Origin of the sequence: Streptomyces sp. HNM0574 (assembly GCF_012726235.1) — a bacterium.
Classification (GTDB): Bacteria; Actinomycetota; Actinomycetes; order Streptomycetales; family Streptomycetaceae; genus Streptomyces.
The window spans coordinates 637,285-652,070 of sequence record NZ_JAASAH010000001.1; the positions used below are offsets into that span (position 1 = coordinate 637,285).

A 14,786-nucleotide genomic window follows, 5' to 3' on the forward strand; every position below is an offset into this window, starting at 1 on the left:
TCTCAGATCTCCTTGAAGTGCTCGAACGGCTCCCGGCAGGCGCGGCAGCGCCACAGCGCCTTGCAGGACGTGCCGGAGAAGCGGGACGTCTCCTCGGTGTCCGCGGCCCCGCAGTGCGGGCAGCGCACCCCGGCCGGTCCGGTGCCGTGGCGGGTGGGGGAGAGGACCAGCGGGACGGGCCCGGCCTGCCGCCCCGGCGCCGCGCCGGGCGGCGAGATGCCGTACTCGGCGAGCTTGCGCCGCCCTTCCGCGGTGATCCAGTCCGTCGTCCAGGGCGGGTCGAGCACGGTGCGGACCCGGGCGCCGGGGACGCCGGCGTCCCGCAGCCGCGCCGCGACCTCGGCCCGCATCTCGGCCATCGCGGGGCAGCCGGAGTAGGTCGGGGTGAGCAGGACACTCACCCCGCCGTCCGCGTCCCGCTCGACGCCGCGCAGCACGCCCAGGTCGGCGAGGGTCAGCACGGGCAGCTCCGGGTCCCGGACCTCGGCCGCGGCCTCCCGCGCCCGCGCGAGCACCGCACCGTCCGCCGTCATCGTCACCACACTCCGTCCGGATGGGCCCGGGCCACGCTCTGCAACTCCTCCAGCAGCGGCGCCAGATGGGAGGTGCGCACGCCGTCCCGCCCGGAACCCGGGACGGGTTCGGCGTCCGGCAGCGCGAGTCCTCCGGCGGCGGCGACCTGCTGAAGCGCCTCCCGTGTCTCCGCCTCGACGCCGGCTGCACTTCCGTCGTCCGGGCACAGCGCGGCCACCGTCCGGTCCGTGAACAGCTCGGGCAGCCAGGGCAGGACGTCCGCGAACGCCTGCCGCGTCCGCCGCGCCGACTCCTCGGTGCCGTCGGCCAGGCGCACCACCCAGTCCGCCGCGTACTGCCGGTGGTACGTCAGCTCCTTGACGCCCTTCGCCGCGACGGCCGCCAGCACCGGGTCGGCCGCCCGCGCCAGCCGGGTGCACAGCGCCAGCCGCCAGCAGGACAGCGCCAGCAGCCGGACGAGCGCGAACGCGAAGTCCCCGCGCGGCAGTTCGGCCAGCCGCACGTTCCGGAACTCCCCGGCGTCACGGAAGTACGCGTACGCGTCCTCGTCCCGGCCCGTGCCGTCGACCTGGCCGGCCCGCGCGTACAGCATCCTGGCCTGGCCGAGCAGGTCGAGGCCGATGTTGGCCAGCGCGACCTCCTCCTCCAGCTCCGGGGCGCGGGTGCACCACTGCGCGAGCCGCTGCGCGGTGACCAGCGCGTCGTCCGCCAGGGCCAGACAGCAGGCGGCCAGCGCGGCCCGGTCCACGCCCTCGGGCAGGGTGGTGTCGACGCCGTGCAGGGGGTCGGAGAAGCCGGTGCCGAAGGCCCACTGGGCGTCGTCGCTCCCGCCCTCGGTGAGGGAGAGGTACACGTGGTCGTCACCGGCGGGGGTGGCCTCGCTCATGCCGCTGCTCCTAGATGTGCGGGACGTCTTCGGGGATGTCGTAGAAGGTCGGGTGCCGGTAGACCTTGTCGGCGCTGGGGGCGAAGAACGGGTCCTTCTCGTCCGGCGCGGAGGCGGCGATCCGGTCCGAGCGGACGGCCCAGATGCTCACGCCCTCGTTGCGCCGGGTGTACAGGTCCCGGGCGTGGGTGAGCGCCATCCGGTCGTCGGCGGCGCGGAGCGAGCCGACGTGCACATGGTTCAGCCCGCGCTTGCCGCGCACGAAGATCTCGTACAGCGGCCACTCGGCGCGTACGCCCTCCGGCGCGGTCTCCGTGCCCCGGGGCGGGTCGGTCGCGGTCATGCCGTCGCTCCTTCGCTCTCGTGCCGTCGCTTCGCCGCGTGCGCGGCGGCGGCCTCGCGGACCCAGGCGCCGTCCTCGTGCGCCGCGCGGCGCCGGCTCACCCGCTCCTCGTTGCACGGCCCGTCGCCCTTGATGACGCGCATGAGTTCGGACCAGTCCGGGGTGCCGAAGTCGTGGGCGCCGCGCTCCTCGTTCCACCGCAGCTGAGGGTCGGGCAGGGTCACGCCCAGCCGCTCCGCCTGCGGGACGGTCATGTCGACGAAGCGCTGCCGCAGTTCGTCGTTGGTGTGCCGCTTGATCTTCCAGGCCAGCGAGGCGGCCGAGTTGGGCGACTGGTCGTCGGGCGGGCCGAACATCATCAGCGAGGGCCACCACCAGCGGTCGACGGCGTCCTGCACCATGGCCCGCTGCTCCTCGGTGCCGCGCATCATCGTCAGCAGCAGTTCGTACCCCTGGCGCTGGTGGAAGGACTCCTCCTTGCACACCCGCACCATGGCCCGCGCGTACGGACCGTACGAACTCCGGCACAGCGGGACCTGGTTGCAGATCGCCGCGCCGTCCACGAACCAGCCGATGACGCCGACGTCGGCGAAGGTCGGCGTGGGGTAGTTGAAGATGGACGAGTACTTCTGGCGGCCGGTGATGAGCCGCCGCACCAGGTCGTCCCGGTCGCCGCCGAGCGTCTCGGCGGCCGAGTACAGGTACAGCCCGTGCCCCGCCTCGTCCTGCACCTTCGCGAAGAGGATCGCCTTGCGGCGCAGCGAGGGGGCGCGGGTGATCCAGTCGCCTTCCGGCTGCATGCCGATGATCTCCGAGTGCGCGTGCTGCGCGATCTGCCGGACGAGGGTCTTGCGGTAGCCCTCGGGCATCCAGTCGCGCGGCTCGATCCGCATCTCGCGCCGGATCGTCTCGTCGAAGTGCTCCCGCAGGGCGTCCTCGCCCGGGGACGGGGCGTCCGCCGTCCCCGCCGTGCTCTCTGCCGTGGTCATCGAAAACCAGCTTCCCAACCGACCATTCGTTCGGTATTCAGTCTGACGGATCGCCCCGCGCCGGGCAATACCCGGCGACGGGGCGGGCCCCGGCGGCGGGCCGGTACGCACCGGCCCGCCGCCCGGAGCGCTCACGTCCAGGTGTGGAACCCCTGCCCGCTCTTGCGGCCCAGCTCCCCGCGCGCGACCTTCTCGCGCAGCAGCCGCGGCGGCGCGAAGCGCTCGCCCAGCGTCGCGTGCAGGTGCTCGGCGATCGCGAGCCGTACGTCCAGGCCGACGAGGTCCGTGAGCCGCAGCGGGCCCATCGGATGCCGGTACCCGAGGCTCATCGCGTCGTCGATGGCCTCCGGGCCCGCGACGCCCTCCTCCACCATGCGGATCGCCTCCAGCCCGAGGGCCACCCCGAGCCTGCTGCTGGCGAACCCGGGGGAGTCCCGGACCACGACGTCCTTCTTGCCCAGCGCCCTGGTCCAGCCCAGCACGGCCTCCCGGGTCGCGTCCGAGGTGCCGGGCGCGAGCACGATCTCGACCAGGGCCGAGGCCGGTACGGGGTTGAAGAAGTGCATGCCGACGAACCGGCCGGGCGAGCCGAGCGCCGAGGCGATCTCGGTGACCGGCAGCGAGCTGGTGTTGGTCGCCAGCACCGTCTCCGCGCCCACCGCCCGCTCCGCCGCCGCCAGCACCCGCGCCTTCAGCCCGGCGTCCTCGGGCACCGCCTCGACGACGAGGCAGGCGTCCCGCGGCAGCGCGTCCGGGGAGCCCGCGGCCGAGATCCGGCCCAGCACCTCGTCCGCCGCGCCCGCCAGCTTCCCGCGCTCCTCGGCCCGCCGGAGGCTCGCGCCGATCCGGTCCAGCGCGGCCCGCGCCTCCTCCTCGCCGCTCTCGACGACGAGGACCTCGGAACCGGCCGCGGCGAAGGACTGCGCGATGCCCGCGCCCATCCGCCCGCCGCCGAGCACCCCGACCCGCGCGGGCGGCACCGGCGCCGGGCCGTCCGCGGGCTGCTCAGGCATCGGCCGGCTCCTCGGCGGGCGCCGGGCGGCGGGACTGGAGCGTGTTGAACCGGCCGGTGACGAACGCCGGGTCGGAGAGGGTGGCGCTCGCGGCCGGGTTGGCGGCGCTGCCGTGGAAGTCGCTGAACGCGGCGGTCTGGTTGACGAAGATCTGCCCCGTCAAGTTCGCCGACAGGTGCACGCCCGCGTCCAGCGCCGCCTCCTCCGCTGCGGCCAGCACGTCCTCGCTGGTGGAGTGCACGGCGGCGGTCAGCGCCCCGTGCTCGCCCACCGTCTCCCGCAGCACCGCCAGGCTGTGCTCGGTCGAGTCGGTGCCGATCACGAACGAGACCGGACCGAACCACTCCCGCGCATAGGTCTCCCGGTCCTCCGCCTCCAGCCGCGCCACCAGCGGCGTCCGGACGTCCGCGTCCGGGTAGTCCGGGTGCTCGACCTTCGCCGACGGGTGGACCGTACGCCCGACCCCGGCGGCCGCCTCCAGCCGCTGCCGTACGCCGTCGCTCGCGAGGGCGCCGAGGGTGCCGGCGGCGCGGGCCGGATCGCCGAGCAGCTTGTCGAGCGCGGCGCCGAGGTCGGCGGCGAACTCGTCGGGGGACTTGGTGCCCTGGTCGGTGGCCAGGCCCTGGCGGGAGACCAGCAGGTTCTGCGGGGTGGTGCACATCTGGCCGCTGTAGAGGGACAGCGAGAAGGCGAGGTTGCCGAGCATGCCCTTGTAGTCGTCCGTGGAGTCCAGGACGACGGTGTTCAGCCCGGCCTTCTCGGTGTGCACCACGGCCTGACGGGCGTGCTCCTCCAGCCAGTTGCCGAACTCCGTCGAGCCGGTGAAGTCGACGATCCGCACCTCGGGCCGCAGCGCCAGGTCGGCCGCCGTCCGCTCGTGCGGCTCCTCGGCGGCGAGCAGCACCACGTTCGGGTCGAAGCCCGCCTCGGCCAGCACCTCACGCGCGATCCGCACCGTCACCGCCAGCGGCAGCACCGCCGAGGGGTGCGGCTTGACGATCACCGGGTTGCCGGTGACCAGGCTCGCGAACAGCCCCGGGTAGCCGTTCCAGGTGGGGAAGGTGTTGCAGGTGATCAGCAGGGCCACGCCGCGGCCCACCGGCGTGAACTTCTTGTCCATCACCTGGGCCCCGCCCTTGCGCTGCGGCTTCGTCCAACGCGCCGCCCGCGGGTGGTACTTCTGCTCGGCCCAGCCGTACGCGACGGCCTCAAGACCGCGGTCCTGCGCGTGCGGGCCGCCCGCCTGGAAGGCCATCACGAACGCCTGCCCGGTGGTGTGGTGCACCGCGTGCGCCATCTCGAAGCTCGCGGCGTTGATCCGCGCGAGGATCTCCGCCGCGACCCCGGCCCGCTCGTCCGGATCGGCGGCCCGCCAGGCACGTCCGGCCTCCCGCGCCGCCGCGACCGCCTCCTCGGGGGCCACCCGCGGATAGCCGACGCCCAGCTCCTGGCCGTACGGCGAGATCTCGCCGGGGCGCACGGTGCCGCTCTCCGGGTGGCCGGGCAGCGCGAAGGGCTTGCCCAGCAGCGCCTGGAACGCGGCCTCGCCCTGCTTCGGCGCCTCCTCGCCGTAGACCGAGGTACTGGGCGACTCCTTGTGCGGGGTCCAGTAGTCCCGGTCGGCGGTGGCGGCGCGGGCGCGCTCCAGCAGGTCACGGTGACGGGCGAAGAAGTCGGTGCGGCCGGTGCGTTCTGCGGCGTTCTGCGGCATGGGGTCCACCTCTTGACATGCAGGTCAGCGGCTGGATTACTTGACGGCGTCGTCAACGTAACCGAATGTTCGGTCGGGTACAAGGGTGGACCGGAGCACCTGCCGGTTCTGGCCGAGACGCATCCCCCGCGCATCGCGTCGCGACGTACCCCGTCATTCCCGCCACGTAGAGGAGACGAGATGAGCCGCCACCCTGCTGTCGCCGAGGCACCGGCGCAGCGGTTCGGTGACCCCCTGCCGGACCGACTCCTGGACGAGGGCGAGCGGCTGCGCCCCGAGGAACTGCGCGCGCTCCAACTCACCCGTCTCCAGGCCACGTTGCGGCACGCCTACGACAACGTCCCGCTCTACCGGCGGAAGTTCGACGAGGCCGGGGTGCGCCCCGAGGACTGCCGGAGCCTGGCGGACCTCGCGCACTTCCCGTACACGACCAAGGCGGACCTGCGCGAGGGCTACCCGTTCGGCATGTTCGCCGTGCCGATGGAGGACGTCCGCCGGCTGCACGCCTCCAGCGGCACCACCGGCAACCCCACCGTCGTCGGCTACACCGACGGGGACCTTGCGGTCTGGTCCGACGTCGTCGCCCGCTCGCTCCGCGCGGCCGGCGCGCGGCCCGGGCACAAGGTCCATGTCAGCTACGGGTACGGCCTGTTCACCGGCGGACTCGGCGCGCACTACGGCGCGGAGCGCGCGGGCTGCACGGTCATCCCCGCCTCCGGGGGCATGACCGCGCGCCAGGTGCGGATCATCCAGGACTTCGAGCCCGAGATCATCATGGTCACCCCGTCGTACATGCTCACCCTGCTCGACGAGTTCGAGCGCCAGGGCGTCGACCCGCGCCGCTCCTCGCTGCGCGCCGGGGTCTTCGGCGCCGAGCCGTGGACGGAGGAGATGCGCCGCGAGATCGAGGAGCGGGCCGGGCTGCACGCCGTCGACATCTACGGACTGTCCGAGGTGATGGGACCCGGCGTCGCGCAGGAGTGCGTCGAGACCAAGGACGGGCTGCACATCTGGGAGGACCACTTCTACCCGGAGACGGTCGACCCGCTCGGCGAGGGGCCCGTCGCCGAGGGCGAGGAGGGCGAACTCGTCTTCACCTCGCTCACCAAGCAGGCCATGCCCGTCATCCGCTACCGCACCCGCGACCTGACGGCCCTGCTGCCCGGGACCGCCCGCCCCGCCTTCCGCCGCATGCGGCGGCTCACCGGGCGCAGCGACGACATGATCATCCTGCGCGGGGTGAACGTCTTCCCCGGCCAGATCGAGGAGGTCGTCCTCCGCCAGCCCGCCGTCGCCCCGCACTTCCAGCTCCGGCTCACCCGGCGCGGACGGATGGACCACCTGGCCGTCGTCGTCGAGTGCCGCCCGGACGCGGACGCGGCGGCGCGCGAGGTGGCGGCCGCGGCGATCACCGCCGGGATCAAGGACGGCGTCGGCGTCACGGCCACGGTGGAGATCGTCGGCCCGGGGACGCTGGAACGCTCGCAGGGCAAGCTGCGCCGGATCAAGGACCTGCGCGCGTGAGCGGCCCGGTGGCGGCGGCTCCGGTGAAACCCCAGCTCCGGGCCTGTGTCACAGTGTCGTCATGAGCACCACACCACCGGTGAGGAACGGGCGGCGGGGCAAGCCGGGCCGTCCCGGGTACGACCGCGACTCCCTGCTGGAGGTCGCGGTGGCCGCGTTCATCGAGCGCGGCTACGACAGCACCGGCATGGAGGAGCTCTCCCGGCGGCTCGGGATCAGCAAGTCGAGCATCTACCACCACGTCTCCGGCAAGGAGGAGCTGCTCGACCTCGCGCTGAACCGCGCCCTCGACGCGCTCTTCGCCATCCTCGACGAGGAACCCGTCCCGGAACGCGAGCGGGAGAGCACCACGGCGCTGGCCCGCCTGGAGCACACCGTGCGCCGCAGCGTCGAGGTCCTCGCGGCCGAACTCCCTTACGTGACGCTGCTGTTGCGGGTGCACGGCAACTCGGACGCGGAGAAGCGGGCGCTCGCGCGGCGGCGGGACTTCGACCACCGGGTCGCCGCGCTCGTCCGGCAGGCCGAGGAGGAGGGCGCGGTCCGGCACGACATCGACCCCTGGCTCACCAGCCGCCTCCTCTTCGGCACGGTCAACTCCCTCATCGAGTGGTACGACCCCGCCAAGGGCGTCCCCGTGGAACACCTCTCCCAAAGCCTCACCACCATCCTCTTCGACGGCCTCCGCGCCCGCGCCCGCTAGGGGGCGCGGGGAACGGCGCAAAAAGGGGCGCGGGGAACTGCGCGAACCACCGCGACGCACCCGCACCCGCCCACACCGCCCCGCACCCCGCGACGCAACAAGCCCCCGGCGCTACGCGCCGGCAGGCGCCAGCTCGCGCGCGATCCCGTCCAGCAGCATCGTGAGCCCGTGCTCGAAGTCCGCCCCGCCGAGCCGGAGTCCGGGATGCGTCCCGCCGAGCGCCGCCGCCAGCGCGGGCCGGTGCCCCAGCTCCCCGGGCCCGGCGGTGAACCCGCCACTCGCGGCCGTCATCGCCGCACCCAGCGCGTACGACTCCACGAGCAGCACGGCCCGCGCCGCGCAAGCCGTCTCCCAGCCCCCGTCGAGCAGGTTCTGGAGCAGGGTGTCCAGCGCGGAGAGCGAGTTCTCGCTGCGCAGTGGCCTGCGCATCACCAACGGCATCGCGTTCGGGTGCTGTTGGAAGGTGCGGGAGTAGCGCCGCGCCAGATCGGTCAGCTCCTGCCGCCAGGGCGCCGGTCCGCCGGCGTCGGCGCTGATCCGGCGGCTGACCTCGTCGGCCACGGCGTCCAGCACGTCCTCCAGGTCGCGGAAGTGCTTGTACAGGGAGGGGCTCGTGACGCCGAGCCGCTGCGCGAGGCGGCGCATCGTCACCGCGCCGAGGCCCTCCTCGTCCAGCAGCCGCAGCGCCTCGCTCACCGCCGCGCTGCGCGAGATCCGGGGCTGACGGGGCATCGGCGGGGCGCTCCTGGGGGAGAGGGGGACGGTCAACAGGCGGGCGGGGCGCACCGATTGTACGGCGGGGCCCGCTGGTCACCGAGCGTGCAGGCGGCGTGACGAGCTGCGGAATCTTCGTCCCGCCTCTTCCCCTCAGGGGGACACGGGGCGTACTTTCCCCGAAAGCTAATCAGGTTAACTAACGTAGTTGGCCGTGCCGCTCCCGTCTGTGCTCCGACGCCCGGCCGCCGCGCCCGCGTCGCCCTACCCCCGGAGGAACCGTGGGCACCGAACCCGCACCACCCGCGCACCCGGCCCCGGCGCGCACCGGCCGCACCGCACCGCCCGCCGAACCCCGGGGCGGCGACGGTCTGCGGGACGGAGCCGTCGGCCCGGCCGGCGCCCTCGGCGTCACCGTCTCCAACATGGCGCCCGTCAACGGCGCGTTCCTCACCGCGCCCGTCGTCGTCGGGGCCATGGGGACGCAGGCGCCCTGGGCCTTTCTCCTGGCCACCCTCGGCCTGCTCGCCGCCGCGCTCACCGTCGCCGACTTCGCCCGCCGCATCGTCTCGCCCGGCAGCTACGTGGCGTACACGTACCACGCTTTCCGCACCGTCTCCGAGCGCACCGGCGTCGCCCTCGCCGCCGCCATGTTCTACGCCGGACTGCTCGCCGGACCGCTGACCATCGGCGCCGTCGCCGTCTTCGCCGGCGGCTGGACCTCGGCCGCGCTCGGCCTCGGCGGCCTGTGGTGGATGGCCGTCTCGCTCGCCGCGCTGGCCTTCTCCGGCGCCGTCGTGCTGCGCGGCATCGTCGCCTCCAGCCTGGTGTCCATCCTGCTCGCCGCCGTGCAGGTCGCGGTCCTGCTCGGCTTCTCCGCGCTGCTGCTGTTCCGCGCCGGTCCGGACGCCGCCGCGCCGCTGCACGCCGACGGCGGGTACCCCGGCGGCCTCGCCGGACTCAGCGGGCTGACGTTCCCGCTCGCCGTCGCCGGCATGGTCGGCTGGGACAACTCCGCCAGCATGGCCTCCGAGATCCGCCGCCCCCGCCGCGTCGTGCCCCGCACCGTCGTCGCCTCCGTGCTCCTCGTCGGCCTGCTGTACACCCTCTCCACCTGGGCCGGACTCGCCGGTTACGCGCGCTGGCAGGGCGCCGGCGACGGCGCCGACCGCTTCGGCGACCCCGCCAACCCGGCCCCCTTCCTCGAACTCGCCCAGCACTACCTGCCGCAGGCCCACGCCCTGCTCGCCGCCGTCGGCGCCGTCAGCTCCGTGGCCTGCCTCGTCGCCGCGCTCACCGCGATGTCCCGCATCACCTTCACCGCGGCCCGCGCCGGGATGCTGCCCCGCGGCCTCGGCAGGGCCTCGCGGCGGCAGGGCGTGCCCGTCGGCTCCGTGTTGCTGTGGGTGGCCCTGATCGGTGTCTGCATCGTCGCGCCCACCCTGCTGACCGGCGCCGGACCCACCGAGGCCTCCGCCTGGGAAGCCGGCATGGGCACCGTGCCGCTACTGCTCACCCTGCTCGTCACCCTCGTCGGCCTGCCGCTCTACCTGCACCGCACCGAGCCCTCCGGCCTGCGCCCCGTACGGCACCACCTCGTCCCCCTCGTCGGCACCGCCGTCATCGGCTGGGGCGTCTGGGGCAACGTGCAGCCCGACCAGCCCTCGCCCGGCGACACCTACTGGATCTGCACCGCACTCGTCGTCGCCGCCTCGGCCGCCGCCTCCCTCTGGTTCGCCCGCCGCCCGGGACTCGACCTCACGGCGCTCGGCGTCGGGGCGGGCGACGATGCCGGAGCGGACGGAGACGGAACCCGGCCCTCCGGAACCGCCGCCGCACCGACGACCTGACCGGCCCACCGGCCCCGAGACCCGGCCCGCCCCGGCGGGCCACCGCACACCGCACGCAAGGAGCAGCAGCACCGTGACCCCCCGCATCTCCGCCGGCCTCGCCGTCGTCGGCGCCACCGTGCACACCATGGACCCCGCCCGCCCCACCGCCTCCGCCGTCGCCGTACGCGACGGCCGCGTCCTCGCCGTCGGGGACGACGCCGAGATCCGCGAGGTCTGCGACGGCGCGACCTGCGTCGTCGACGGCACCGGCCTCACCGTCACCCCCGGCCTGACCGACGGCCACCTGCACCCCGTCTCCGGCACCCTGATGACCAGCGGCATCGACCTCTCCGGCTGCCGTGGCACCGAGGACCTCCGCGCCCTGCTCGCCGAGGCCCGCGGGGGAGCGGCGGACGGCGAGTGGATCCACGGCTTCGGCCTCGACCCCAACATCCTCGGCGGGCAGCGCCCGCACCGCCGCGTCATCGACGACGTCCTCGACGGCGCCCCCGCGCTCCTCACCCTCTTCGACGGGCACGCGGCCCTCGCCTCCGGCCGCGCTCTCCAACTCGCGGGCGTCACCGGCCCCGTGGAGCTCCCCGGCAACGCCGACGTCGTCTGCGACGCCGACGGCACCCCCACCGGCGAACTCCTGGAGAGCCCGGCCACCGACCTCGTCGAACGCGCCGCGCCCGCCATGGAGACCCGCGAACTCGCCGCCAGGATCGCCCGGTTGACCCGCCGCATGAACGCCGCCGGACTCACCGGCGGCCACGGCATGGACCTGGAGGACGGCAGCCTCCCCGCCCTCCGCCTCCTCGACGAGCAGGCCGCCGACGGGGGAGACGCGCTCACCCTCCGCCTCCGCCTCCACCCCTGGTGCCAGCCCGGCGTCGACCGGGCGGGCATCCGCGAACTCGTCCGGCTCCAGGGCACCTCGGGGCACCTGTGGGAGGTCGCGGGCGTCAAGCTCTTCATGGACGGCACCATCGACAACGGCACCGCCTGGCTGCACCACGCCGACTGCCACGGCGAGTCCACCAAGCCCTTCTGGCTCCCGCCCGAGACGTACGCCGCCGCGGTCGGCGCACTCGCCGCCGCCGGCGTCCCCACCGCCACGCACGCCATCGGCGACGCCGCCGTCGCCTACGCCCTCGACTGCCTCGCCCCGCACACCGACCCCGCCAGCGAGGGCCCCCGCCACCGGATCGAGCACATCGAGACCGCGCCCGACGCACTCGTCGCCCGCCTCGCCGCCTCCGGCGTCGTCCCCTCCATGCAGCCCAGCCACGTCCAGTACACCCACGCCGACCACAGCGACAACTGGTCCACCCGCCTCGGCACCGAACGCGCCGACCGGGCCTGGCGCTGCGCCGACCTGTTGCGCGCCGGCGCCCCCCTCGTCCTCGGCTCGGACTGGCCCATCGCGCACTACGACCCGCGCGAGGTCCTCGCCGCGGCCCAGCTCCGCCGCATCCCGTCCCAGCCCGACCGCGAACCGGTCCGCCCCCGGCAGGCCCTCACCGCGCACGAGGCGCTCGCCGCGATGACCGTCGCCCCGGCCCTCGCCGCCGGCGAGCAGCACCACGCCGGCCGCGTCCGCGAGGGATACCGCGCCGACCTCACCGCCTTCGCCGCGGACCCCCTCACCACGGCCCCCCAGGACCTCCCGGACGTCCCCGTCCACCTCACCGTCGTCGACGGGCGGGTGGTCCACGAGCAGGACGCGTAGGGCGGCCCGGGCCCGCGTCCCTTCCGGGCGCGGGCCACCAACTTCCCCCGCGTCAGGCCCGGTTCACAGTTCCGGGTCGTCCCACTGGTCCAGCAGGGCGTCGTCGGAGAGCCCGGCGCCCGGGGCCGGAGCCTCGCCGTGCAGGGCCTGTTCGGTCCAGATGATCTTGCCGCGTGAGGTGTAGCGCGTGCCCCAGCGGCGGGCGAACTGGGCGACGAGGAACAGGCCGCGGCCGCCCTCGTCCATGGTGGCCGCGCGCCGCAGGTGCGGGGAGGTGTTGCTGCCGTCGGACACCTCGCAGATCAGCGCGTTGGTGTCGTACAGCAGCCGCAGCCTGATGGGCTCGGTGCCGTAGCGGATGGCGTTGGTGACCAGCTCGCTGAGGATCAGCTCGGTGGTCAGCCCCGTCTCGCCCAGGCCCCACTGCTCCAGCCGCTCGGCGCAGGCGGCGCGCAGCGGGGCGACGGCGGCCGGGTCGTCCGGCACGTCCCACTCGGCGACCCGGTCCGGGTCCAGCACCCGGGTACGGGCGACGAGCAGCGCGACGTCGTCGTCCGGACGGGGCGGCAGCAGCGCCTCCAGCAGGGCCCGGCAGGTCTGTTCGGGGCCGAGCCCCGGGTGCCGGCGCAGCACCTCGGCCAGCATGCCGACGCCGGTGTCGACGTCACGCTCCCGGTTCTCCACCAGCCCGTTGGTGTACAGCACGATCCGGGTGTCCTCGGTGAGCCGCAGCTCGGCCGTCTCGAACGGCAGGCCACCCACCCCGAGCGGCGGCGACAGCGGCACCTCGGGGAAGCTCACCCGCCCGTCCGGGTGCGCGAGGACCGGGCCCGGGTGCCCGGCGCGGGCCACGGTGCACACCCCGGACGCCGGGTCGTAGACCGCGTACAGGCAGGTGGCGCCCGTGAGCGGCGGACTGTCCCCCTCGCCGTCGGACTCCCCGCCGCCTTCGTCCTCGTCGACGTGGGCCACCAACTCGTCCAGATGCGCGAGGAGTTCGTCCGGCGGGAGGTCCAGCGCGGAGAAGTTGTAGACGGCGGTGCGCAGCCGTCCCATGGTGGCCGTCGCGTGCAGCCCGTGCCCGACGACGTCCCCGACGACCAGCGCCACCCGGGCCCCCGGCAGCGGGATCACGTCGAACCAGTCGCCGCCCACGCCCGCCTGCGACGGCTGGTACCGGTGCGCCACCTCCAGCGCCGACTGCTCCGGCAGCGCCCGCGGCAGCAGGCTGCGCTGGAGCGTCACCGCGGTGGCGTGCTCGCGGGTGTAGCGGCGCGCGTTGTCCGTGCACACGGCGGCCCGGGCGATGAGCTCCTCGGCGAAGGACACGTCGTCCTCGCTGTACGCGGGGGAGTCCCCGGCCCGCCACATCCTGGCCAGCCCCAGCACCACCCCGCGCGCCCGCAGCGGTGCCACGATCAGCGAGTGCACCCCGGCGGCGAGGACCGCCTCCGTCGGCTCGGGGCTCTGCGCGAGCCACTCCGCCGAGGACGCCAGATCCGCCTCCAGCACGGCCCGCCCGGCGGCCACCCCCTCGGCGACCCGGCCCGTCGGGCTGTACTCCATCAGCTCCCCCTCGGGCCGGAACGGGGTCTCCTCCCGCACGCCCAGCAGCGCCACCCGCCGCAGTGTCGTGCCGAATCCCGGCGGCTCCTCGCCGCGCAGCACCGGGTCCATCAGCTCCACCGAGCAGTAGTCCGCGAACCGCGGCACCGCCACCTCGGTCAGCTCCCGCGCCGTACGCTCCACGTCCAGCGTCGTCCCGATCCGCACCCCCGCCTCGTACAGCAGCTCCAGCCGCTCCCGCGCCACCTCGGCCAGGCCCGTCAGCGCCCGCAGCTCGGTGGTGTCCCGCAGCGTGATCACGCTGCCGTCAACCCCGCCGTACGGCGCCGTCCGCCGGACGTTGACCACCAGCAGCCGGCCCCCGGTGCCGCACACCTTGTCGGTGACGGCCCGGTGCCCGGTCAGCAGCGCCGTCAGCGAGGTGTCCAGCCCCAGCCCGTCGACCCGCCGGCCCTCCGCCTCCTTCGGCAGGTCCAGCAGCCGCCTGGCCTCGTCGTTGACCAGCAGCAGCCGCCCGTCCTCGCCGACGATCAGCACGCCCTCGCGCACCGCGTGCAGCACCGCGTCGTGGTGCTCGTACATCCGCGTCATCTCGGCCGGGCCCAGGCCGTGCGTCTGGCGGCGCAGCCGGCGCGAGACGACCCAGGCGCCCAGCGCGGCCAGCACCAGCGTCCCGACCGTGGACCACACCAGCATCGGCAGCTGCCGCTCCACGGTGGTGTTGACCCGGTCGACCGTCATCCCCGCCGAGACCACCGCCGCGAGCGAACCGTCCGGCCTGGTGATCGGCGCCGAGGTGTCGACGGCCTCGCCCTGGGGCGACTTCAGCGTCTCCGAGAACGACTCGCCGCGGCGGGCGGCCCGCAGCGTCTCGTCCAGGGAACCGACGACGTGCTTCCCGATCCGATCCGGGTCGGGGTGCGTGTAGCGGATGCCGTCGGTGTTGAACACGACGACGTAGTCGACCCCGGCCCGCTTGCGCACCTCCTCCGCGACCGGCTGGAGCCGCGTCTCCGGATGCGCGCTGTCCAGTGCGCGCAGGGTGCTCGGCGCCTGCGCGAAGGTCTCGGCCACGGCACGTGCCCGGTGCTCGGCCTCCCGCCTGCTGTCGTGCCGCGCCTGGAGCACCAGCACCGACACCGCCGCCGCCACCAGCAGCACCACGAGCCCGACCTGGAGCACCAGCACCTGCCCGGCCACACTCCCCAGCCCCGCCCGAGAGGAGCCGGGACCGGGGCGTAC

At 74.6% G+C, this 14,786-nt stretch carries 12 protein-coding genes; 4 read left to right on the plus strand and 8 right to left on the minus strand.

Translation table 11 applies throughout. The features are described from left to right. Positions 1–2: 2 nt before the first annotated feature. From paaD to paaN, 6 genes are all read right to left on the minus strand, one after another. Complete coding sequence (gene paaD / locus HCC30_RS02635) at positions 3–533, minus strand: 1,2-phenylacetyl-CoA epoxidase subunit PaaD (protein ID WP_169440290.1); 531 nt, start codon at positions 531–533, stop codon at positions 3–5. A gap of 2 nt (positions 534–535) precedes the next feature. After that, entirely contained in the window at positions 536–1,420 is an 885-nt protein-coding gene (gene paaC, locus HCC30_RS02640) for a 1,2-phenylacetyl-CoA epoxidase subunit PaaC (protein WP_169440291.1), read from the minus strand. A gap of 10 nt (positions 1,421–1,430) precedes the next feature. Beyond that, positions 1,431–1,763 (minus strand): 1,2-phenylacetyl-CoA epoxidase subunit PaaB, encoded by a 333-nt coding sequence (paaB, locus tag HCC30_RS02645; protein WP_169440292.1) that lies wholly within the window; start codon positions 1,761–1,763, stop codon positions 1,431–1,433. Continuing rightward, positions 1,760–2,752 carry a 1,2-phenylacetyl-CoA epoxidase subunit PaaA gene (paaA, locus tag HCC30_RS02650; protein ID WP_169440293.1) on the minus strand — a complete coding sequence of 331 codons (993 nt, stop codon included), beginning with the start codon at positions 2,750–2,752 and terminating at the stop codon, positions 1,760–1,762. Before paaA ends, paaB begins: the two co-directional genes overlap by 4 nt. A 131-nt stretch (positions 2,753–2,883) precedes the next feature. After that, positions 2,884–3,765 (minus strand): 3-hydroxyacyl-CoA dehydrogenase family protein, encoded by an 882-nt coding sequence (locus HCC30_RS02655; protein ID WP_169440294.1) that lies wholly within the window; start codon positions 3,763–3,765, stop codon positions 2,884–2,886. Continuing rightward, positions 3,758–5,476 carry a phenylacetic acid degradation protein PaaN gene (paaN, locus tag HCC30_RS02660; protein ID WP_169440295.1) on the minus strand — a complete coding sequence of 573 codons (1,719 nt, stop codon included), beginning with the start codon at positions 5,474–5,476 and terminating at the stop codon, positions 3,758–3,760. The genes HCC30_RS02655 and paaN overlap by 8 nt, the downstream gene beginning before the upstream one ends. Positions 5,477–5,656: 180 nt before the next feature. Between paaN and paaK the strand changes: the two genes are divergently transcribed. Next, positions 5,657–7,000, plus strand: coding sequence for a phenylacetate--CoA ligase PaaK (gene paaK / locus HCC30_RS02665; protein WP_169440296.1), 1,344 nt, complete (start codon positions 5,657–5,659; stop codon positions 6,998–7,000). Between the two features lie 61 nt (positions 7,001–7,061). After that, on the plus strand, positions 7,062–7,700 hold the full coding sequence (locus HCC30_RS02670; RefSeq protein ID WP_169440297.1) for a TetR/AcrR family transcriptional regulator: 639 nt from the start codon (positions 7,062–7,064) through the stop codon (positions 7,698–7,700). Positions 7,701–7,811: 111 nt separating this feature from the next. On the opposite strand, the gene HCC30_RS02675 is transcribed toward HCC30_RS02670, so the two are convergent. Beyond that, the gene (locus HCC30_RS02675; protein ID WP_169440298.1) at positions 7,812–8,432 is read right to left on the minus strand and encodes a TetR/AcrR family transcriptional regulator C-terminal domain-containing protein; all 621 of its coding nucleotides are present in this window, start codon (positions 8,430–8,432) and stop codon (positions 7,812–7,814) included. Between the two features lie 263 nt (positions 8,433–8,695). On the opposite strand from HCC30_RS02675, the gene HCC30_RS02680 reads away from it, so the two are divergent. Together HCC30_RS02680 and HCC30_RS02685 are read left to right on the plus strand one after the other, a co-directional pair. Then, positions 8,696–10,264, plus strand: coding sequence for an APC family permease (locus tag HCC30_RS02680; RefSeq protein ID WP_169440299.1), 1,569 nt, complete (start codon positions 8,696–8,698; stop codon positions 10,262–10,264). Between the two features lie 127 nt (positions 10,265–10,391). Beyond that, a complete protein-coding gene (locus HCC30_RS02685) occupies positions 10,392–11,978 on the plus strand; it encodes an amidohydrolase (RefSeq protein WP_169440524.1) in 1,587 nt (528 codons plus the stop codon). 63 nt (positions 11,979–12,041) lie between these two features. Here the strand turns inward: HCC30_RS02685 and HCC30_RS02690 are convergent, their stop codons facing one another. Next, a complete protein-coding gene (locus HCC30_RS02690; protein ID WP_240979312.1) occupies positions 12,042–14,753 on the minus strand; it encodes a SpoIIE family protein phosphatase in 2,712 nt (903 codons plus the stop codon). Positions 14,754–14,786 lie beyond the last annotated feature (33 nt).